Source organism: Brevibacillus sp. NPDC003359 (genome assembly GCF_042878995.1).
Classification (GTDB): Bacteria; Bacillota; Bacilli; order Brevibacillales; family Brevibacillaceae; genus Brevibacillus.
Window position 1 is genome coordinate 15,910 of record NZ_JBIAOR010000024.1, and the last position, 22,492, is coordinate 38,401.

Sequence of the window (22,492 nt, forward strand, 5' to 3'; positions counted from 1 at the left end):
CTTGTATTGCAGAAAACAACGACACGACAACCGAAAGTTACCTTTGTGCTCATTGCGATCAGCTTGGCGATACTCTTGTTCATTGGTTTGTTGCTGAGCTTGTTTACCGGAGTAGCGTCGCTTCAGATCCGATCGTTATTGGCGCATTGGCTATCGGGTGAATACTCCAAGGAGCTGCTTATTTTCCAAACCATCCGAGTTCCGAGAGCAGTACTGGGAGCCATCATCGGGGCGAATTTGGCTGTGGCAGGAGCCGTGATGCAAGCCGTTACCCGCAATCCACTGGCATCCCCGCAAGTATTTGGCGTGAATGCGGGGGCTTGTCTGGTGGTCGTACTTGCGATTGTGTGTTTACCGGATATCGGGAAAGCCAATCTCATCTATTTTGCATTTGCTGGAGCAATTCTCGGGGGACTTACTGTTTTTGGATTTGCAGCTTCCCGCGGGATGACCAATCTCAAGATCGCTTTGGTAGGAATGGCCATCCACCTGCTGCTCACCTCCATTACGAAGGGAATCATCATTTTTAACGAACACATTTCGAATGTATTGTACTGGTTGTCTGGCTCCATTAGTGGAGCCGCTTGGACGGATGTGCAATTGATTTTGCCATGGTCGATGGCGGGACTCCTGCTGGCGATCTGGCTGTCCGGTTCTTTGTCTGTGTTTCGACTGGGGGAGGAAGTTGCGATGGGGTTGGGGCAAAAAATTGCCCGCGTCCGACTGCTATCTTATGTTGTGGTCGTTATTTTGGCAGGCGCCTCTGTCGCTGTCGCCGGAGCTGTCGGATTCGTCGGGCTGATGATTCCGCATATCGCAAGGAGGCTCGTGGGTACGGATTATCGGGTCGTTATCCCTGTGTCTGCGCTTGGCGGCGCTGTCTTGGTCACCTATTCCGATGTCCTGGCTCGCTTGATTTCCTATCCGTTTGAGTCTCCAGTAGGGATTGTAACGGCTCTCTTGGGAACCCCGTTCTTTCTTTACTTGGCGAGAAAAAAGGGGAGGGAAATGGTATGACTTCGCGGAAAAACACCCTGCTCCTGATTGGTCTCGGTGCCTTAGTCATCATGGTAGCATTGCTTAGCATGGGGGTCGGCCCGATCTTTATCGGCCCTGATCAAATCGTTCGGGTGATCATGGGCGAACCTTCGTCGCTTACTTTTATGATTGAAAACTATCGAGTGCCGCGGGCATTGCTCGCGATTCTTGCCGGAGCAGGCTTTGCGATCTCAGGTGTTATTTTGCAAGGAATGATCCGTAATCCGCTGGCATCACCGGATGTCGTAGGTGTAACCAAAGGCGCGGGCTTGTTCGCGGTTGTTGTCATCATTCTGTTTCCGACCGCTTCACCGCTTCTTCTCCCGATTGTCGCGTTTTTGGGAGCGCTGGCGGTAGCGATTGCCCTCATCTATTTCGCTCGGAAAAGCGGTGCACAGCCAACGACGTTTGCCTTGGGCGGCATGGGAGTAGGGGCGATCTGCCAAGCGTTGACGGAATTCATTATGGTGAAGTATCCGATGCAAGCCAATGATTCTCTTGTCTGGCTGGCAGGGAGCTTGTGGGGAAAAGGCTGGGATGAGATTTACGCTTTGCTGCCGTGGCTGCTCGTATTCATTCCCATTAGCCTTGCCCTGCATCGAAAGCTGGATATTATCAGTCTGGATGAAGGAAGCTCCACGGGGCTTGGACTGAATGTCGTGCGGACACGCTATGTGCTCTTGCTGCTCGCCGTTGCATTGGCAGGCGCATGTGTAGCGGCGATTGGCTCGATCGGCTTTGTGGGATTAATTGCGCCGCATATGGCGAGAAAGCTGTTCGGTCATCAGCATCGGTATCTGTTGCCAGGTGCGGCGGTATTGGGAGCGTTGATTCTCGTAATCGCAGATGCATTGGGGAGGGGACTGAATCCTCCGATCGAGATTCCTGCGGGAATTGTGACTGCGGTCATCGGTGTTCCTTACTTCTTGTATTTGGTGCGTCAAGAGAAGAAAAAGTAAAAAGAAAAGCCATCTTTTCCTCTAGCTTAGGAGGGAAAGGTGGCTTTTTGCTATTCGGACTCTTCTTCGAAAAAATCACCTTGTTCCAAGGCATACACAAAATTTTGCAACCATTCGTAATACTTTTTGGCATGTCTGAGCTTGTGCAAATCTTGGAGGGCGAGCTTTCGTTCCTCATCAGAGGTACTTTCCTGAAGAATCAGCTCGGTTAATTCTGGCATTGCTCGGTCAATGGCACCGGTCATTACATCGACTTCACGCTGTAGCTTGTATGAGAAGAAGTTTTGGAACGCTGTGAAAAAATCCGTTTCTGCGGCATACAGCTCTTTTCGTTCCTGCTTTTCCTCGAGCTTTTTGACCATGCGGGATTCCATTAAGGATCTTACCGCATAGCTCATGTTACTTTTGCTCATATTCATCTGTATTTTCATCTCGTCGAGCGTCATCGGACGATTCTCGAAGAACATGACACCGTAAAGCTGACCCGAAGAATGAGTAGCGCCATACAAGTCCATCGTTTCCGCCATGGCTTCGATCATTTGCTTACGGATTTGGAGGTGTTTTTCTTCTGGTACATTTTCCTCGTTCAAAGACATGCGATTATTCACTTCCCTCTCGTGCCACCGTCATCATTATTTCGTTCAATTCTTTTTGTATGATACTTCCATTATAGCAAAAAGTTTTTCTGCACGGTGATAAAGCTATTGTTATGAGCATTTACGTAATCTTAATGCTCAATTAACAGTGGTTTCATGGGCGAAACACAATGCGAATGTACAATAATTTTTGAACACAGATGGTTTTTATCCGATACTTTCTTTCAGAAAAGGAGAATCACAGTGAAAATCAAGTGGAATGTGATGGCAGCAACGTTGGTCGTTACGAGTTTGTTGGCAGGCTGCGGAACACCGAAGACAGAGGGAACAGCATCGAGCAGTGGGCAAACTGGCTCGGAGGCTGCTGTGTCTAACGCTTCTGGAGAAATCAATGTGTACACGGCAATTGAAGACGAACAGATCAAGACGTACCTGACTTCTTTCAAAGAGCAGTATCCGGATATCAAAGTAAACATCGTTCGTGACTCCACTGGCATCATGACAGCCAAGCTGATTGCCGAGAAGGACAACCCGCAGGCTGATGTGATCTGGGGTCTGGCTGCCACTAGTTTGCTAGTGATGGATGATATGGAAATGCTGGAGTCATATGCTCCCAAAGGCGTAGATCGTGTACTGCCTGAATTCAAGGACAAAGCCAACCCGCCGAAATGGGTCGGCATGGATATTTGGGAGACAGCCATTATTGTCAACAAAGCAGAGATGGAAAAACGCAATCTGGCAATCCCACAGTCGTACGAAGATTTGGTCAAGCCAGAATACAAAGGCTTGATTGCGATGCCTCACCCGGCCTCTTCTGGAACGGGCTACTTGACCGTCAACGCTCTGCATCAGTTGTATGGCAAGGACAAGGCATGGGCTTACATGGACAAGCTACATGAAAACATGATGGTCTACACGCATTCTGGTTCCAAGCCGGCGAAGATGGCGTCCTCAGGTGAAGCGCCAATCGGTATCTCTTATGGATACAGCGGCATTCAGGAACAGAAAAAAGGAGCTCCAGTCGAAGTCATTTTCCCGAAAGAAGGCTCGGGTTGGGATATGGAAGCGAGCGCGCTCGTAAAGAAAAAGGACATCAAGCCGGAAGCAAAATTGTTCCTCGACTGGACGATCAGCGATGAGCCGATGAAGGAATACAACAAGAACTACGCGATTTTGAGCATCAAGCAAGAAGGAAGTCAAATTCCGGAAGGCTACAAACAAGATCCTGTATCACAGCTGACCAAGCTGGACTTGTATCAAGCTGCAAGAGACCGCGAAGGCATTCTGAAAGAGTGGGAGCAGAAGTACGGCTCCAAAGCTGAACCGAAAAAGTAAAAAACAAAGGAGCATTTGTGATGGAGCAAGGCTATTTATCATTACGCAATCTCGATAAGCGATTCGGGAAGCACACAGCGCTTCAGGACATTCAACTGGACATTGCCAAGAATGAATTCATCTGTCTGCTCGGACCGAGCGGTTGCGGTAAAACAACGTTGCTTCGTATCCTTGCAGGACTGGAAAAAGCGGATCATGGGAGCGTCGTCATTGCCGGGAAAGACATTACCTCGCTGCCAGCAGGGAAACGGAATTTTGGCATGATGTTTCAATCGTACGCTTTGTTTCCGAATTTGACGGTCAGTGAAAACATTGCTTACGGATTGCGTCATCGCTTCTCCAGGGCACAAATTGCTGATCGGGTAGAGGAAATGCTTCATCTGGTTGAGCTGGGAGAACACCGCAACAAAGTCCCGGCTCAATTATCAGGAGGGCAGCAGCAGCGGGTCGCTCTGGCGAGGGCCTTGGCGTTTTCGCCGGACTGCTTGCTCTTGGACGAGCCATTATCTGCGCTAGACGCCAAGGTTCGTGCCAAACTCAGAAACGAAATTCGTCGGCTCCATCATCAATTCGGGATGACGACGATTATGGTGACGCACGATCAGGAGGAAGCGTTGACAATGGCGGATCGCATCGTGGTTATGAACCAGTCGCGCATCATTCAGGTCGGTACGCCAAAAGAAGTGTACGAGCGTCCCAAAACGCCATTTGTCGCTGATTTTATCGGAGCCATCAGCTTTATCCAGTCGGATAAGCACTCGGAACAGGCTATGCTCGCCATCCGTCCGGAGCATGTCCAACTGCTGCGTGACGGCCATGAAAAAGGCAGACAAGGAATCGTGCGCGAGCTGGAATATCGCGGTACGCATTATCGGATTGTGGCAGAGTTGCTCGGTCCACAAGGTAATTTGTTGCAACAGTTTGTCACGATTGATGTCCCGGCACATGCTATGGTATCTCATCATGTTTGGCCGGATCAAAAAATTGCCTTCACTCTGCCGCCAGAGCATGTCATCCGTTTTGATGATACGGCAGACCTAGCTGTTGGCTAAGGAGCGCACACGATATGGACACCTGGTTAAAACGAATACGCCCAGATGCCAACCAATGGAGCCAAAACGCGATCATTGTCTGCATGACCATCGCGTTGTTGTTCGCCATCCTGCTGCCGCTTGGTGAGCTGGTGATCAAGGCAGTTACAGATCAGGACGGGAATTTCATCGGACTCATGCACTTTGCCAATTACTTCTCGACGCCGGCTCTCGTGATGTCATTGTGGAATTCCATTAAGGTGTCGGCTGTCACGACGATCATTGCCGTTACGCTAGGCTTCGGATTTGCTTACGCACTGGAGAGAAGCGCAATCCGTGGCAAATGGTTTTATCGGTCTGTTGCGCTCTTGCCACTATTTGCACCCTCCATGCTACACGGCTTGGCGTTGATCTACTTGTTTGGCAATCAAGGGCTGATTTCTACCGGATTTTTCGGGCTGCTGCCGGAACTCCGCATCGAGCTCTACGGGCCCATCGGGATTGTGATGGCGGAGGTGCTCTATACGTTTCCGCAAGCGTTTCTGATGCTATCGGTGGCACTCGCAAGTGCAGATTACCGGATGTATGAAGCGGCAGAGACGCTTGGGTCATCCAAGTGGCGCATGTTTTGGACGGTCACGGTACCGGGTACGAGATTTGCGTTGATCAGTGCCATTTTTGTCTGCTTCGTCTTGACCTTTACCGATTTCGGGGCTCCGAAAGTAGTCGGCGGGCAGTACAACGTGCTGGCAACAGACTTGTACAAACAGGTCATCGGGCAACAAAACATGCAAATGGGTGCGGCCGTTGGGGTGCTGCTGCTGATACCAGCCGTCATTTCTTTTGTGATCGATCGCATCTCCCAGCGCAAACAAAGCGGTTGGTTGAGCGCGAAGTCTACCCCTTACCGAATAGGACGCAACAAACTGCGGGATGGGTTGTTCTACGTGCTATGCTCCGCCGTTTCCGCTGTGATCATCGGAATTATCCTGGTTGCTATCTACGGCTCCCTTGTAAAAGTATGGCCGTACAATCTGTCCATTTCCTTTGCGCACTACGAAGGCTTTCTGGATGGCCAAGGACCGTTTATGACGAGCTTGCTTATCGCGTTTGCTACGGCATTGATTGGCACAGTCGCTACCTTTTTGTTCGCGTATCTCATCGAGAAGTCACGCGGGAATCGTCTATTGCGTCAATCAGCGTATTTTCTATCCATGCTGCCGCTCGCATTGCCAGGACTTGTGCTCGGTTTGATCTATGTGTTCTTTTTCAACAATCCGAATCAGCCACTGCACGGCATTTACGGCACGATTTGGATCGTCATTTTATGTAACATCGTTCACTTCTACTCGGTTTCTTTCCTGACGATGACGTCCGGTCTGAAGAAGCTCGATAGCGAGTTCGAGGCTGCCTCGGAATCGATGAACGTACCGTGGTATCGGACATTGCTGCGGGTCACGGTTCCGCTGTCATTGCCGACGATTTTGGAAGTATTCCTCTACTATTTCATCAACAGCATGGTGACGGTCTCGGCCATTATTTTCTTGTATGCACCGGACCTGAAACCGGCTGCGGTTGCGATTGTGAATAAGGAGGACTCGGGAGATATCGCGCAAGCTGCTGCGATGTCTACGTTAATCATCGTGGCGAATTTGTTGGTTCGCACCGGGATCATGTGGATCTCAGGCAAGATTCACAAAAGAATAATTAGCAATCCGAATCCAATTGACATACAGGTGGGAGAAAGATGCCGGATTTAATTGTGAACAACAAGAGATATACGGTCAAAGCGATTTTGTTCGATAAGGATGGTACTTTACTGGAGTTTGTTCGGCTCTGGGGTTACTGGAGCGAATCCGTACATCGTCATTTTGCCAGCCAGCTTCCGTTTCCGGCCCAGATCGCTCCTCTCGCAGAGCTGTGGGGGACTGTTCACGACGAAGACGGGCACGTATGCGATTACAGCATCAATGGTCCGTTAGCGATGGGCTCGACTGGCGATTTGCTTGCGATCCTGGCATGGCAGGGATATCGCCAGGGGCTATCGTGGGGAGAATCCATTCGACTCGCCCGAGAGAGCAAGGAGCAAGCGTATCAGGATATGGACCAGGCTCGTCCTGCCTATCCCATCCCAGGGCTGATCCCGTTTCTCGAACAATGTCGTGACCTCGGAATGTTTATGGGGATTGTAACCGCAGACGAAACAGAGGAAGCGATCAAGCATATGGAATGGATGGGCATTCGCTCTTATTTTCCAGTCATTATCGGGAATGATCAGGTAGAGCGTGGCAAGCCTTATCCCGACATGGTGGTAAAAGCTTGTACCCAATTGGGCTTGAAGCCGAGAGAGGTTGCTGTCATCGGCGATACGAGCGGTGACATACGCATGGGGAAAAGCGCAGGGGTCACTGTGACCATTGGCATTGTGAGCAAGGAAGACTCGTCCGACCGGATACAAATCCTGGAGGATGCAGAGGCGGTGATTTCCTCCTACGCGCAGCTGAAGGTGGAGGCATCACGGCATGAATGAGGGAATCGGGTGGGGATGGATTCTCCTCGCATTCGCTATTCTTTTGGAGCTAGCAGGTACGACTTCGATGAAACTATCTGCGGGCTTTACCAAGCTGTGGCCATCCATCCTGATGTTTTTGTTGTACGGTGCCAGCTTTACCCTGCTTAATTTTGCACTCAGCTATATACAGGTCGGTGTCGCTTATGCGATCTGGTCTGGTGTCGGGATTGTTCTGATTACATTCGTCGGTATTTTCTTATTCCAAGAAATGATCAATCTTCAGCAAATGCTTTGGATGTCACTCATTGTGATTGGTGTCATTGGTCTGAAAGTCAGCAGCAAGGTCGTGTAAAAATCATCAGTCGGACTCTATCAATCTGATCGAAATGAGGTGCGCGTTTATTATGAAAGTGATAAACAAAACGATGTCAATGGTACTGGGTGTTACGGTTGCCTTCATGGGAATGACCCAACCTTTTATGGTCCAAGGTGTTCAGGCAGCTGGAGCGCAAAGCGTGACGATGGACAAGCAAGCTTTCTTGTACGGTCAGCCGATTACTTTGTCTTATACGGGAGCTTCGCTCAAGGATTGGATCGGACTGTATAAAGCAGGTGCGATTCCACAGGGCAGCAACCCTTCACTTACCTGGCAATACACGAGTGCAGCCGGTCAGCCAAATGGTGCGATGAGCTTGACGAAGTCATTGCCAGCAGGTGAATACGAGGCTCTGTATATGCAAAATGACGGCTACAACATTTTTCAGCGTGCTCCCTTTTCAATCATTACATTGAATCCTCCTGCGGGTATTACATTTGTCGATACGGATGAGGATGCTGACCAGATCGCAGGCGATGTAAAAATCAAAATCCCTGCTGATCCCGCGAATGTGACTCATTACAATCTGTACTGGGGAAATGACGTCGGAAAGCTGGCAGGAGAGCCGATCATCGCACAAGTAGAGCCTCCAACTACGCCAGGTGAAACGTATGCCACTTATACAATCCCAGCAAACACCGTCATTCCGAAGGGTGCGACGAAGCTCCTCGCTTACTCTGACTCAACAGCGGGTGAAACGACTGCCAGCACTGAATTTGCGATTCCAGGAATGGTGAAAGAGAAGCCAATGGTCAGCTTCGAGGTCATCACCGACATGCACGTACAAACCAGCAAGGATCACGTTCATAACAAAAACCTCGAAGATGCCTTCAAAGATATGATTGCGCTGAATCCGGACAGTGACGGAATCATGACCATCGGGGACAATACCGAGAACGGAACCGAAACGCAATATATGGAGCTGGCCCGGATTTTTAACATGTACAAGGACCAACTCCCGGAAACGTATTTTGTTCAAGGGAACCACGATGTTCGTTGGGGGGACTGGACGCAATTTTCGGAGCTGTTCCACAAGTACACCAACATGAAGTCCAGCTACTACAATGTGTGGATTAACGGCTACCAGTTCATTTTCCTTGGCACGGAAAAAGGGCTGAAGGACTTCTCCTACCTGTCGGAAACGCAGTTGAAATGGCTGGACGAGAAGCTGGCTGAGTCTGGGGGCAAGCCGACGTTCATCTTCCATCACCAGCCGCTGAAGAATACGGTAGCCGGTGCCAATGATGGCTATCTCAAAAGCAATTACTGGTATGGTGTCAGACAAGATACGGAATTGAAAACGATCTTGGCTAAGCATCCTGGAGCCTTCCTGTTCAGTGGACATACACACTGGGAGTTGGGTGCGAAGGATACGATGTACAACGCCAAATACGCCACGATGTTTAATGCAGGTGCGACCTCCTATTTGTGGACAGATGCGAATACAGGCAAGGACGGAAGCCAAGGCTTTTTCGTGGAAGTCTACGGAGATAAAGTCCTGGTAAAAGGTAGAGATTTTAAAGACGACACATGGATCGCCAACGCACAATATGAAATTGATCTTTCAGAGAAAATTCCAGTGGTAGACCCTTCTTCCGATCCAGATTTGACCCTGAGCAATCCTAAGGTTCATATGGTGAAAGAGAAGTACCTGTCGTCAGAAGCGATTGAGGTTGCCTACACGAGCTCGGTAAGAGAAGACTGGATCGGTATTTTCCCTACAGGCACGAAGTTGGGCAAAAATGTAAAAGCAATCGCCCAGCAAAAAACGAGCGGCGTGAAGCAACCAAACGGAACGGTCTCCTTTAAGGATTTGAAGCTCGCTCCGGGCAAGTACGATGCGGTTTATGTCGGGGAAGCAGAATATCGCACAGATAACGATAATCTGGAGCTTGGCCGCGTGACCTTTACGATTGTCGATGAAACGCAGGCACAAGCACCACAGGCTGTATCTTTTACCGATGCGGACACAAATAAGGGTGTGATTGGCGGTGACGTCACGATCACTCCTGCGGCAAACGAAACGAACATTGACGAGTATGTACTCTACTGGGGGAACGACGAGGGTAAGCTGTCCGGGCAGTCTGCCATTGCATCTGTAGCCAAGACTGGCGATAAGGTCGTCTACGCGATCCCGAATGGTACGGCGATCCCGAATGGCGCGACGAAAGTTCTCGCTTTCTCCAAGCAAAAGGACACAGAGTCAGAGGACTTTGCTCAAACAGCACTGAAGGATGCGTTTACCGAAGTGCCACCAGTCACACCACCGGTAGATCCGCCTGTACTCACGCCAGATGAGGAGTTGCGCCAAGCCAATCGTGCCGCTGCTGAAGCCATTAAGAACGCAACGGATGAGGATGTGGTAGAGGAGCAGGCAAAGAATGCGATCAAGCAATTGACCAAGCTGATCAAGGACGACAAGCTCAGTGATTCTACGCATCTTGCTTTGGTTTCCGATGCAACGGATACCGTGCTTATGGCGATGGTTTCCAAATGGAAAGAGGATATCGTCGATGAGGATCAAGTGTTAGAACAGACTTACTCTCTGTTGAAGGACGCTTTCTTGCCAGTTGTAGATGAGATCGAGAAAAACGATCAAGAACAATGGGAGCAAGCAGTAAAAGTCATGGCTCATGTAGTGGAGACGACGATTGCCAAGCTGGATAAAGACGATCTCTCCGAAAAAGGGGTGAAAAAGCTGAAAGAACCGATCGCGGAACTTTTGACACAAGTCAGTACAATCGAAGCAGACGATAGTGAAGATACGGAAAAGGTAGTCGCTCAGATCGAACGCTTTGCCCAAGCAGTAGAGGCTATCGGGACAGCACTGGACAAGCAGGCATCACTGTTTGACTTGGAGAAGACAATCGAGATTCGCATGGATCGCGACCGTCATGAAGTGCGTGCAGCGAAAAAATCGAAGGAAGAAGAAAAATCTTCGATGACACTGAACAGTGATATCGTACATGCATTGGCACAAAAGCAAATCAATGTAGCGCTGGTGAACAAGGAAGACGCAGGTGTTTGGCTGTCAAGCAAGCTTCTCGAAGAGTATGAAGCTGCGGATATCAACGTCGAGCTCTCGAAACCGGACGACATCAAAAAGCCTTCGAAGACGGGCAATGTCAGCGATATGTACGAAGTTCGCCTGGAAGCAGACAACAAGGAATTGAAACGCTTTGACAGCGAGACTGTCCGCATGATTTTGCCGTACGAGCATAAGGAAAAATATTTGACGGCTCAGTACTATGATCAATCGAAGCGAGTATGGAACGTCCTCGAGACCTCCAAAGGCAAATCAGTAGATGTCATCAAAACGGGTGACCGCGCAAGCTTCGAAATCGAGAAGCCGGGCATCTACATGGTAGCAAATACAGGTCTGCAAAGAGTGAACGTGACACCAAGCCGGGCATCCTTGTTGCCGGGTGAGAGTCTCCAGCTCCAGGTAACCGGATGGTTCTCGAACCGCACTGAGCAGGATCTGACCGATGAAGAGAGCGGTACTGTCTATGAATCTGACAATAGCAGCGTCAACGTTGATGAAAACGGCTTGATCGAAATTTCCGAGGATGCGCGACCTGGTAAGAAAGTTACAATCAAGGTGAGCAACGGAGAAAAATCGACCAAAGTGACGTTCACGATTGCAGAGGTCAAGAGTATCAACCTGTCCGCCAAAAAGAGTACAGTAAAGCCTGGTAGTACGGTTCAAATGAGCGTGTCGGCTACCATGACGGACCGCAGTCGACGCGATATGACCAAAGAAAGCACAGGAACCACTTACAGTGTCGTGGAAGCAGAATATGCTGAGATTAGCGAGGATGGTCTGGTAACCGTCCATGAGGATACGCCGGACAAAACCACAGTGACGATTGTTGCCGAAAACGATGGTCATACGAGCGAGTACACGTTGAAAGTGAGAAAATAGTTTTACCGATTTACTAGGAAGAGCCTGACCAGTGATGGTTGGGCTTTTTTTTGTAGATCGGACTTTGGCAAACCATAAAATTTTTAAAAGACAGCCATAAAGGCGTTCTATTGTACGGCTGCTCACCAGTCGTAGTAGTTTTAACATAAACCGGATTGAAAACGTTATCAAAGAGGAACAAAAGCAATGGAGGGATAGTGTGATTCCAGCAAAAGAGAGCATTTACAAAACAGTCGATCATTTGCGAGAGCTTTTGATCAGCATCAATGATTATATCCATGACAACCCTGAGCTGGGGCATCAAGAGTTTAAGGCTGTTGACCTTTTGACCAGTACGCTGGCAGAGTGTGGATTCCAGATCGAAAAAGGTGTTGCCGGTTTGCCAACTGCTTTTACGGCGAGATACACGAATCAAGAAGGCGGGCCAGTGATCGGTTTGATATGTGAATACGACGCTCTGGAAGGGCTGGGGCATGGTTGTGGTCATAATCTGCAAGCCGCGTCCATTACGGGAGCAGCTATCGCGCTTCGGAACAATCTCGGTGACCTCCCCGCAACGATCATCGTTTACGGTACGCCTGCGGAAGAAACGACTAGCGGCAAAGTGCCTATGGCGGAAGCCGGCTTGTTCGACGGTCTGGATGTCGCCATGATGATGCACGGTGGAGACCGGACAACAGTGGACGGAAAGTCGCTCGCCATTAACGCTGTGGAGTTTGTTTTCGAAGGAAAGCCGTCTCACGCTGCAGTCGCCCCGGAGCAGGGAATTAGCGCCTTGGATGCCGTGCTGCTTACTTTTAATGGAATTGAATATTTGCGGGAGCACGTACGTTCTGATGTAAAAATGCATGGTATAATTACCGATGGCGGAACGGCGCCGAACATTGTTCCAGAGCGGGCTGCATCCAAATTTCTTATTCGAGCTGCTGATCGGGCCTACCTGAACTCCGTCGTGGAACGGGTCTACAATGTTGCCCGCGGAGCGGCTCTTGCAACCGGAGCCAAACTGACGATTCACGAAGGAAAAGCACTGGACAACAAGCTGAATGTGCAGCGTCTGAATGACCTTCTTTTGGATCATGCACGGCAGGCGGGAGCCAGAGAAATTACACCGCCGCGTCAAAGCACGGGATCTACCGATTTCAGTACAGTGACTCATCGTGTTCCGGGTGCATGCCTGCGCGTTTCTTTTGTTCCATTCGGTGTATCGAATCATACCAGGGAGTGGGTAGAGGCAGGCAAGAGTCCAGATGGATATGCAGCCATTATCGCCGCTGCAAAAGCAATAGCGGGAGCAAGCTACGATTTGATTACCCATCCAGAAATACTGAAGGAAATTCAGGACGAGTTCCAGGTAGCCAAGGGGCAACAGGTTGTGCTTGAGAAATAAAACAGGGGGAGATTTGTTTGAAAAAACTGATTTCATTCATGATTGCTTCACTCATGGTGGTGCTTTCCGCTTGTGGGAACAATGCTTCTGGGGGAACAGAACAAGCAGCGGAAGGGCCAAAGGATCTGGTGGTCGCTTTGGGATCAGAACCGCTCAGCCTGGACCCGCAGGATGCGTCAGATGGGATATCCCTGCATGCGACTGAACTGATTTACGACAAGCTGGTTACCTTTGACAAGGACATGAAAATCGTCCCCGAGCTGGCAAAGGAATGGAGCTCTTCGGAGGACGGAAAAGTATGGACGTTCACTCTGATCGAAGGAGCCAAATTCCAGGATGGGGCGCCGGTAAATGCAGAAGCAGTGAAAACGAGCTTCGAGAGAATACTGAATAAAGACAATAGACTGAAAAGGCGCTCCCTTTTTGCCGACTTCATCGACAAGGTAACAGTGGAGAGCGAGAATAAAGTAACGTTTCATCTGAAATTCCCGTATGCACCGATTTTAGCTACGCTGGCTCATCCAAATGGAGGGATTCACAGTCCCAAAAATATTGCAGAAAAGGGCAAAGGGGTCAGTAAAGCGCCAGTCGGTTCCGGCCCTTACAAATTCAAGGAATGGGTTTCGGGAGAAAAGCTCGTTCTGGAGGCTAACCCGGATTTTTGGGGAGAGAAGCCAAAGCTCAAATCGATCACGATCAAGCCGGTGGTGGAAAATGCAGCACGTACATTGATGCTGGAAACAGGCGAAGCAGATGTCATTCTCCCAATTCCTGCAACTGATATCGAACGGCTGAAGAGCAACGATCAGCTCACAGTGAACATGTATCCGAGCAATCGCAATTTGTACATGGGGATGAACACACAAAAGGCCCCCTTTGACAATGTAAAAGTACGACAAGCGCTGAACTATGCAGTCGACAAGGAAACAATTGTCAATAAAATCATGATGGGCAATGCCAAGCCGACACAAGCAGCGATTTCCGAACTCACCTGGGGCTTCTCACCTGCTGGAACGTATGAATACAATCCGGAAAAGGCCAAGCAACTGTTGGCGGAGGCTGGAGTCAAGCCGGGTACGACGATCAAGCTCTGGACTCCGGAAGGGCGCTATCTGATGGATCGACAGCTATCCGAGTTTGTCCAGGCGAATTTGCAAGCAGTCGGATTCAATGTAGAATTCCGCAAATGGGAATGGGGCGCCTATCAGGATGCCATTGACGATCCGAAGTCAGGCTACGACTTATTCCTGCTAAGCTGGGCTGTCCCAACAAACGATGCGGACTGGGGATTGCGTCCGAACTTCTCTTCGGAGGGGACGAACAACAGAACCTTGTTCAAGAATACAGAGCTTGACGCTTTGCTGGACAAAGGGATGAAGACTACCAATGAAGAAGAGCGCAAAAAACTGTACGCACAAGCGTTGCAGATTATCAAGGAAGAGGCTCCGTGGATATTCCTGGTAGAGATGAATCAGTTCATTGGTGTCCGCAAAAATGTAGAAGGTGTCTATGGCTCCAACACAGAGCGGCTGATTTTGCGCCAAGCAGACAAAAAATAACGAATGGATGAGGCGGGGGATGGACAACCATCCTCTTCCTCTTAGATGAGGAGGCATCCAGTTGTTTCATTACGTAATCAAACGGTTATTGCAAATGATACCGACTTTAATCGGGGTTTCGATTCTTACCTTTCTGATGGTTCATGCTGTGCCAGGTGATCCGGCCCGCATGCTTGCGGGGCCAGAAGCATCCTCCGAAGAGGTGGCTGTTGTACGGGAAAGTCTGGGTCTTGACCAACCCTTGTATGTTCAATACGGCAAGTACGTCTACAATCTTTTGCAGGGAGATTTGGGTACCTCGCTACGTTCTGAACGTCCTGTTCTAGATGAGATACTGGGTCGCTTCCCCTCGACGATTACATTGACTGTCATGGCGATTGTTGTCATGGTCGTTATTGGTTTGTTTGCAGGGATTTTCTCTGCAACGAGACCGAATAGCCTGATTGATAATACGACCATGATGATTTCTCTCTTTGGCATCTCTTTGCCTGTCTTTTGGCTTGGCCTGATGCTGATTCTATTGTTTGCCTATTATTTGAACTGGCTCCCCTCTGGCGGGAATGACGGGTTCAGTCACTTTATTTTGCCTGCCGTCGCATTGGGGCTGTCCTCCTCTGCTATTTTGGCACGCTTGACCCGCTCCAGCATGCTCGAAGTGATCAATCAGGATTTCGTTCGCACAGCGAGGGCAAAAGGAGTAAAGGAAAAGCTCGTCGTTTACAAGCACACGCTGAAAAATGCACTGATCCCCATTATTACAATAATTGGGTTGGAATTCGGAACTCTGCTGGGCGGGGCGGTACTGACCGAGACGGTGTTTTCGATTAACGGACTGGGACGCTTTATTATTCAATCCATTCAATTCAGGGATTATCCGGCAATCCAGGGAAGCATTTTGTTTGTCGCAGCCATTTTTGTGGTGGTCAATCTGATTGTGGATCTTTGCTATAGCTTGGTTGATCCGCGAGTGAAATACGACTAGAGAGGAGCACACCATGAGTCAGATGGATTTGGCACTTCAACCGGAAGAAGGCAAGGTAGAGCAGACCTATGCCAGCCGGTCACAGTGGAAGCTGATGCTAAGCCGCTTCAAGAAAAACAAACGCGCGTTGGTCGGGTTTTGGATGGTTGTATTTTGTGTGGTGGTTGCCTTGTTTGCCCAGTGGGTTGCCCCGTATGACCCCATCGAGCAAAACATGGAGATTATGCTTGCGGGGCCTAGCTGGAGTCATCCGCTGGGTACGGACGAGTTTGGACGGGATATTCTTTCGCGGATCATTCACGGTACCCAGATTTCGTTGATGACAGGAATTGTGGGCGTGCTCATCGCGGTTGTATTGGGTGTTGCACTTGGTACCATTTCCGGTTATTTCGGAGGATGGGCAGATTCGTTGATCATGCGCCTGATGGATATATTTATGGCCTTTCCGAGCTTCTTGCTGGCTTTGGCGATTGTCAGTGTGCTGGGACCTGGGATGGTGAACGTGATGATCGCCATCGGTATTTTTTCTGTGCCGACCTTTGCCCGACTTTCCCGCAGTTCTGTCATTGCGATTAAAGACAAGGAATACATTGAAGCAGTCAAATCAATGGGCGGGAGCCATTTGCACATTATTATGAAGCACATCATTCCCAACAGCATCTCACCGATTATCGTCTTGTCTACGATGCGTATTGCCACCGCGATCATTACGGCAGCAGGCCTGAGCTTTCTCGGGATGGGGGCTCAGCCTCCGACACCGGAATGGGGCGCCATGCTCAGCACAGGAAGAGAATATTTGCGGGTAGCGCCCCATGTAAGTACCATGCCGGGGTTGGCCATCATGTTCCTGGTACTGGGATTCAATATGCTGGGGGACGGATTACGCGATGCGCTCGACCCCAAAATGAAGCTGTAAACATCTGTGCAGGGGAGGGCTAGCGTTGAAACCAAAATTGCTGGAAATCAAGGGATTAAAGACATACTTTCAAACCGAGGAAGGGACAGTGCCTGCGGTAGACGGTGTGGACATCACGGTTTGCGAAGGGGAGACCGTCGGCATCGTCGGAGAATCAGGCTGCGGCAAAAGTGTAACGTCCCTGACAGCTATGAGGCTTACGCCGGGAAAAGTAGTGGCTGGCTCCATTACCTTTCAAGGAAAGGACCTTCTCGCCTTGTCCGATGAGGACATCAGAAAGGTCCGGGGCAACGACATGGCGATGATTTTTCAGGAACCGATGACCTCACTTAATCCGGTGTTTACCATCGGACAGCAAATCGGTGAGGCGATCGAAATCCATATGCAATACAATAGACAGCAAGCTAAAGCGAGAACGATTGAGATGTTAAAGCTGGTCGGTATTCCCCGCGCTGAACAAATCGTCGATGAATATCCTCATCAATTATCCGGAGGAATGAGGCAGCGGGTCATGATTGCGATGGCAATGTCCTGCAATCCCAAGCTGCTGATTGCCGACGAACCGACAACGGCTCTGGATGTGACCATTCAAGCGCAGATTCTCGATTTAATGCGGGAGCTAAAGGACAAGCACAGCACTGCGATCATGATGATTACCCACGATTTGGGTGTGGTCGCGGAGATGTGTGACCGTGTCATTGTCATGTATGCGGGAAAAGTGGTGGAGGAAGCAGATGTCGTGACCTTGTTTACCAACCCCAAGCATCCGTACACGCAAGGGTTGATGAAGTCGATTCCCCGATTGGATGGTCAAGAGCAGCGATTGTATTCGATTAAGGGAAGCGTCCCCATACCGGGAAGCCTGCGCAAAGGCTGTACATTTGCTCCTCGCTGCGAATTCGCGATGGAACTTTGCAGAGAGGGCATGCCGGAGCTGGCTGAGATCGGAGAAAGGCACTTTTGCAGATGCTGGCTCTATGAGTCGAAGGGGGAACAGTAATGCAGCAAACACCATTTATCGAGGTTCGGAATCTGAAAAAGTACTATCCGATCAGAAAAGGCATGCTCAAGCGGGTAGTCCATCAGGTCAAGGCCGTTGATGGTTTGGATTTTACAATCTATCAGGGAGAGACGCTAGGACTGGTAGGGGAGAGCGGATGCGGCAAATCAACGACAGGTCGGACGCTGCTGCAATTGTTAAAGCCTACAGAAGGCGAAGTGATCTACGAAGGAAAAAACCTGGTGAGCATGCGTCCGAGCGAACTACGTTCATTGCGTAAAAATATGCAAATGGTATTTCAAGACCCGTATGCATCACTTGATCCGCGCTTGACTGTCGGTCAAATTATTGCGGAGCCCATGGAAATTCATCGTCTCTATTCAGGAAAGGAGAAGGATCGGCGCGTCGATGAGCTTTTGCAGGTTGTCGGGTTGAGCAGCTACCATGCCAAGAGACATCCCCATGAATTCAGTGGCGGTCAACGGCAGCGTATCGGAATCGCCAGAGCATTGGCATTGGAACCGAAACTGATCGTGGCGGACGAGCCTGTCTCGGCCCTCGATGTTTCCATCCAGTCGCAGGTGATTAATCTTCTTCAGGATTTGCAAGGACAGTTTGGCCTGACGTACTTGTTTATTGCCCACGACTTGAGTGTCGTCAAGCATATTAGTGACCGCGTCGGCGTCATGTATTTGGGCCGAATGGTGGAATTGGCCAGCAAGCATGAGCTGTACGATTCTCCTCTGCATCCGTATACAAAAGCACTTCTGTCTGCTGTTCCCGTTCCGGACCCATTGGTCAAACGAGAGAGAATTGTCTTGCAGGGAGATGTCCCGAGTCCAGCCAATCCCCCCATGGGATGCACGTTTCATCCGCGTTGTGCAGAATGCATGGAAATCTGCCGTACGGAAAGACCAAAATGGACGAATGTGAACGGGCATTATGTAGCCTGTCATTTATATCAATAAGGGATCGACGAAAAAAGACCGAGTTTGCCGGATGGAGAGGCTACTCGGTCTTTTTGATGTGCTGTGCTTTCACATAATCAACAAAGTGCTTAACAGTAGAAAGCTCCAGGGAAGACTCCCTGTAAAGCATCCACGTTCTCCTCAAAAGCGCTTCGCCATTGTTGAAATGCAGGTTAATGGTGTAGAAATCATCTTTGTCGGTGATGGCGCCACCTGGAACGATCGAGTAGCCCAAGCCATTTGCGACCATTTCCTTGCAGGTCTCCACCTTGTCCACGTTCATAATAATGAAGGGAGGCTCACTGAAACGATCCAGCCACCAGTTATCAATCGTTTTGGATATGAGCGGATTGGTTGGATGTAAACGGCTTTTGGCTGGCACATAACTGATGCGAGCCAATCTCGGGAGATCCTCCAAACGGATTTCCTGTTTGGAGATGACGCACAGGGTCTCTTCTGTTATCAGGGCTTTCTCTTCCATCCATTTGTAATCGCCAGTTACGATGCCGACATGGACATCCTCGTTTTGCAGCAACTTGACGATTTCTGAACTCCATCCTGTATTTACATTGATTTCTACCTTTGGGTACAGGACGAGGAATTGCTTGATAAGGGGAGGCAATTTGTAGAGGGCAAAGTTACTCGAACAACCAATCCGAAGCGATCCTTGAACATCGTTGCTCATATTCAGGACATAATCCTTCACTTTGCGTTTTTCCAGCAGCATTTTCTTGGCGTACTTCACCAGGTGCTCGCCTTCCGGAGTGAAGCTAATTTTTTTGTTACTGCGAAAAATGACCTTTACCCCGAATTCCTGCTCAATCTGTTGAATCCGATAGGTGAGAGCAGGCTGGGAAATGAACAGCTTTTCAGCCGCTCTCGTCAGGTTTTTTTCGTCATAGATCGCTTCCAGCAAAGACCAATCTTGATCGTTCACAGATGTCGCCTCCCTTTGCTCATTAGGGTTATTCTACATGAGAGACTGTCAATTTGAAATCGTCCGTCATCTTAGGAGGATCAAAAAAGTGCAGATAGGGTGAGTCCAGCGCGGTGAAGATTGTCCTTCATAAATTGGCGTGCAGCAGCTCATGATACTACTGACAGCTCATTCCCGATCATTTCCTTCCATGGTAAACTGTCATGTGAGTGTAAAGATTCATCCATTCTTTCTTACTAGGTGGTACATACATGCGGTCTATATGGAAGATTTACAAAACGGACTGGATTAACATTTTCAAGGTCCCGACTGGGATTTTTCTGATCATCGCCATCATTCTCCTTCCTTGTTTATACGATTGGATCAACATCAAATCGGTCTGGGACCCTTACGCCAATACGCAAGGTGTCAAGGTGGCGGTGACGAGCGAGGATCAGGGAGCCACGGTTGGCGATCAAAAGGTCAACATCGGAGACGAGCTCTTGAAGAGCTTGCAGAACAACAAGAAACTAGGGTGGACCTTTGTGGACAAAGAAGAGGCCAGGCGGGGCGTAGAGCGAGGCGATTATTATGCCAGCATCTTGATCCCGGCGGACTTTTCCACAAAAATCACGGGAATTGTCCATGGCAACCTGAACAAGCCCGAAGTGATCTATACGGTCAATGAAAAAGTGAACGCCGTCGCACCCAAAATCACCTCGTCAGGTGTTTCAGCGATTGCCAAGCAGATCAACGAGAGTTTTACCGAAAGTGTCAGTGAAGCCTTGTTGACGAAGCTTACAGAGATCGGCATAAAAATCGAAGAGCAATTGCCGACCATCCGCAAAATCGAGAGTGGCGTTTTCCAACTGGAAAAAAGCCTGCCTGAGATTCGTGCTGCAGGGCAAAAAGTATTGGAGATTGAGAAGAAGCTTCCCGAGATTCACGAGAAAGCGCAGATCATTCTGGAAGTGGAAAAAAGAATCCCGGAGATCAATCAAGCTGGGCAGGCAGTGCTCAAAATTCAGCAAAACTGGCCGAAGATCAATGAGGCGTCGTCGGTCATTATCGCGATGGAAGACAAACTGCCGGTGATTGAGCAAGCCGTCGGACGAATTGAAGAGCTGGATCAAAATTTTGATAAAGTCGCAAACGCTGTGACTACGGCTACAGAAAAGGCGAGTCAGGCCATTGAGATCGTTTCAGCTGCTCAAGATGCGTTGCCGCGTATCGCTGATCTGACTGATAAGGGTGCGGCTGTTGCCGATCAGCTAAATGACTTTTTTGCGAAGCATGATGGTGCCTTTGAAACGATTGCACCGGTGATCAAGCAAAATCTCATGTTAGCCCAGCAAGCCACGGACGCGCTCACACAACTCACAGACAGACTGTTGCAAATCAATCCGGATCGCTTGCCTACTGCGAGTGAAGTAAATGCCGTGAAAGACAGGTTAGCCAGAGCCGCAAATGTTTTGGGGCATACCGCATCGCTTGTAGAGAAAGTAAACAGCTATATTCCCGGACAGCCACTGAGTCATTTCGCAGAGAGGCTGCGCACGATTGAAAACAGAATGAACCGACAAATTGAGATTCTCGGCATGATATCTAGCGCGCTGGAAAACGGCAAGCAGCCCGCGAAGGACTTGGTCGAGAGTCTGAATCAGCTATCGAAAAACACCAGCGCGGAATTGGGAGATATCCTGTCCCGTTACGATAGCGAAATCGTCCCGAAAATATCCGAGGGCATTGAAAAGCTGAAGGTGATCACGGGAGAATCCGCCGATCTACTGCATAAGGCCCAAGAAAAACTTCCGGATATTGAATCGATTCTCCAAGAGACAAAGACGGGCTTGGAGCTGGGGTTGGCAGAATTGAAGCGAATCCAGCAGGAAATGCCGCAGATACAGAAGCAAGTCCACGAGCTCGCGCAGACGCTCAGAAGCAAGTCGGATGCTTTTGCAAATGCCATTCGCGTAGCAGCTCCATTCCTGAAGAGTAATCTTCCTGCCATCGGGAAAAAGCTCGACGAGGCAGCGGCATTCGTCCAGAACGATCTGCCCAAAGCGGAGGCGGATTTGACCAAGCTGGCTGATTTTGTACGCTACAAGCTCCCGGAGGTGGAGACAGGAGTCCACAGAGTTGCCACATTGGTTCGCGATGATTTGCCCAAGCTGGAGAGTGCCATTGGACAGGCGGCCGACAAGCTGAGAGAGGTCGAGGCGAACAACAACTTCGCCGATCTTGCCAAGCTATTGCGCGGCGACATTAAAAAAGAGAGCGAATTCCTCGCAAGCCCCGTGCAGATCAAGGAAAACCGCCTATACCCGATACCGAATTACGGTTCGGCCATGTCGCCGTTTTATGGTGTGTTGTCTCTCTGGGTAGGCGCAACCTTGTTGATTTCCCTGCTGAAGCCGAATGCGGAAAATCCAGGCGGAGTATACAAGCCGTATCAGTTGTACCTGGGCCGCTTGGGAACGTTTGTGACAATCGGGCTACTTCAGGCGTTGTTTGTCACGCTCGGTGATATTTACATCCTCGGGGCCTATGTAGCGGATAAAGCTCCGTTTGTGTTATTCGGTATGCTGGTCAGCCTGGTGTTCGTCACGATTACGTACACGCTGGTATCCGTTTTCGGCAACGTGGGCAAAGGCATTGCGATCATCTTCATGGTGTTTCAATTCTCCAGCTCGGGCGGTACGTTCCCGATCAGCATGACTTCACCGTTTTTCCAAGCGCTGAACCCATACATGCCCTTCACGTATGCAATTAGCCTTTTGCGTGAAGGGGTGGGCGGCATTCTCTGGCAAACGGCGATTCGGGATATACTCGTCTTATCCGGCTTTATCGGTATCAGCCTGTTTGTGGCGCTCGCACTGAAGCGTCCGTTGAGCGGACTCATTGAAAAGTCGATGGAGAATGCGAAGAAGACCAAGATCATTGGGTAAAGGTTATACGGAAGTTGATTTGAATAGAGCAGGGTGTCCTC

The 22,492-nt window shown here is 49.6% G+C and carries 17 protein-coding genes; 15 read left to right on the forward strand and 2 right to left on the reverse strand.

Annotated features, from left to right (window positions below):
• Positions 1–6 precede the first annotated feature (6 nt).
• Positions 7–1,017, forward strand: a complete 1,011-nt coding sequence (locus tag ACFYU8_RS29440) for a FecCD family ABC transporter permease (protein ID WP_390306517.1) — start codon at positions 7–9, stop codon at positions 1,015–1,017.
• A complete protein-coding gene (locus ACFYU8_RS29445; protein ID WP_390306515.1) occupies positions 1,014–1,997 on the forward strand; it encodes a FecCD family ABC transporter permease in 984 nt (327 codons plus the stop codon). The genes ACFYU8_RS29440 and ACFYU8_RS29445 overlap by 4 nt, the downstream gene beginning before the upstream one ends.
• A 50-nt stretch (positions 1,998–2,047) precedes the next feature.
• On the opposite strand, the gene ACFYU8_RS29450 is transcribed toward ACFYU8_RS29445, so the two are convergent.
• Positions 2,048–2,593: a GbsR/MarR family transcriptional regulator gene (locus ACFYU8_RS29450; RefSeq protein WP_390306513.1), complete on the reverse strand. Its 546-nt coding sequence runs from the start codon at positions 2,591–2,593 to the stop codon at positions 2,048–2,050.
• Positions 2,594–2,836: 243 nt separating this feature from the next.
• On the opposite strand from ACFYU8_RS29450, the gene ACFYU8_RS29455 reads away from it, so the two are divergent.
• The 12 genes from ACFYU8_RS29455 to ACFYU8_RS29510 all read left to right on the forward strand — a co-directional run bounded on the left by ACFYU8_RS29455 (position 2,837) and on the right by ACFYU8_RS29510 (position 18,587).
• Complete coding sequence (locus tag ACFYU8_RS29455) at positions 2,837–3,928, forward strand: putative 2-aminoethylphosphonate ABC transporter substrate-binding protein (RefSeq protein ID WP_390306510.1); 1,092 nt, start codon at positions 2,837–2,839, stop codon at positions 3,926–3,928.
• Positions 3,929–3,948: 20 nt separating this feature from the next.
• Positions 3,949–4,980 carry an ABC transporter ATP-binding protein gene (locus ACFYU8_RS29460; RefSeq protein ID WP_390306508.1) on the forward strand — a complete coding sequence of 344 codons (1,032 nt, stop codon included), beginning with the start codon at positions 3,949–3,951 and terminating at the stop codon, positions 4,978–4,980.
• Between the two features lie 14 nt (positions 4,981–4,994).
• The gene (locus ACFYU8_RS29465) at positions 4,995–6,719 is read left to right on the forward strand and encodes a putative 2-aminoethylphosphonate ABC transporter permease subunit (protein ID WP_390306506.1); all 1,725 of its coding nucleotides are present in this window, start codon (positions 4,995–4,997) and stop codon (positions 6,717–6,719) included.
• Entirely contained in the window at positions 6,707–7,489 is a 783-nt protein-coding gene (locus ACFYU8_RS29470; RefSeq protein WP_390306504.1) for an HAD family hydrolase, read from the forward strand. The genes ACFYU8_RS29465 and ACFYU8_RS29470 overlap by 13 nt, the downstream gene beginning before the upstream one ends.
• Positions 7,482–7,823 carry a DMT family transporter gene (locus ACFYU8_RS29475; RefSeq protein WP_390306502.1) on the forward strand — a complete coding sequence of 114 codons (342 nt, stop codon included), beginning with the start codon at positions 7,482–7,484 and terminating at the stop codon, positions 7,821–7,823. Before ACFYU8_RS29470 ends, ACFYU8_RS29475 begins: the two co-directional genes overlap by 8 nt.
• Positions 7,824–7,875: 52 nt before the next feature.
• Entirely contained in the window at positions 7,876–11,772 is a 3,897-nt protein-coding gene (locus ACFYU8_RS29480; protein WP_390306500.1) for a metallophosphoesterase, read from the forward strand.
• Between the two features lie 199 nt (positions 11,773–11,971).
• A complete protein-coding gene (locus ACFYU8_RS29485; protein ID WP_390306498.1) occupies positions 11,972–13,162 on the forward strand; it encodes a M20 family metallopeptidase in 1,191 nt (396 codons plus the stop codon).
• Positions 13,163–13,179: 17 nt separating this feature from the next.
• Entirely contained in the window at positions 13,180–14,721 is a 1,542-nt protein-coding gene (locus tag ACFYU8_RS29490) for a glutathione ABC transporter substrate-binding protein (RefSeq protein ID WP_390306496.1), read from the forward strand.
• A gap of 61 nt (positions 14,722–14,782) precedes the next feature.
• Entirely contained in the window at positions 14,783–15,703 is a 921-nt protein-coding gene (gene nikB / locus ACFYU8_RS29495; RefSeq protein ID WP_390306493.1) for a nickel ABC transporter permease, read from the forward strand.
• A 22-nt stretch (positions 15,704–15,725) separates the two neighbouring features.
• On the forward strand, positions 15,726–16,619 hold the full coding sequence (gene nikC, locus ACFYU8_RS29500) for a nickel transporter permease (RefSeq protein WP_390306550.1): 894 nt from the start codon (positions 15,726–15,728) through the stop codon (positions 16,617–16,619).
• A gap of 25 nt (positions 16,620–16,644) precedes the next feature.
• Positions 16,645–17,619 carry an ABC transporter ATP-binding protein gene (locus ACFYU8_RS29505; protein WP_390306491.1) on the forward strand — a complete coding sequence of 325 codons (975 nt, stop codon included), beginning with the start codon at positions 16,645–16,647 and terminating at the stop codon, positions 17,617–17,619.
• Positions 17,619–18,587 (forward strand): ABC transporter ATP-binding protein, encoded by a 969-nt coding sequence (locus ACFYU8_RS29510; RefSeq protein WP_390306489.1) that lies wholly within the window; start codon positions 17,619–17,621, stop codon positions 18,585–18,587. The genes ACFYU8_RS29505 and ACFYU8_RS29510 overlap by 1 nt, the downstream gene beginning before the upstream one ends.
• Before the next feature lie 40 nt (positions 18,588–18,627).
• On the opposite strand, the gene ACFYU8_RS29515 is transcribed toward ACFYU8_RS29510, so the two are convergent.
• The gene (locus tag ACFYU8_RS29515; protein WP_390306487.1) at positions 18,628–19,524 is read right to left on the reverse strand and encodes a LysR family transcriptional regulator; all 897 of its coding nucleotides are present in this window, start codon (positions 19,522–19,524) and stop codon (positions 18,628–18,630) included.
• A gap of 251 nt (positions 19,525–19,775) precedes the next feature.
• On the opposite strand from ACFYU8_RS29515, the gene ACFYU8_RS29520 reads away from it, so the two are divergent.
• Positions 19,776–22,451 (forward strand): YhgE/Pip family protein, encoded by a 2,676-nt coding sequence (locus ACFYU8_RS29520; RefSeq protein ID WP_390306485.1) that lies wholly within the window; start codon positions 19,776–19,778, stop codon positions 22,449–22,451.
• The last annotated feature ends 41 nt before the right edge of the window (positions 22,452–22,492 follow it).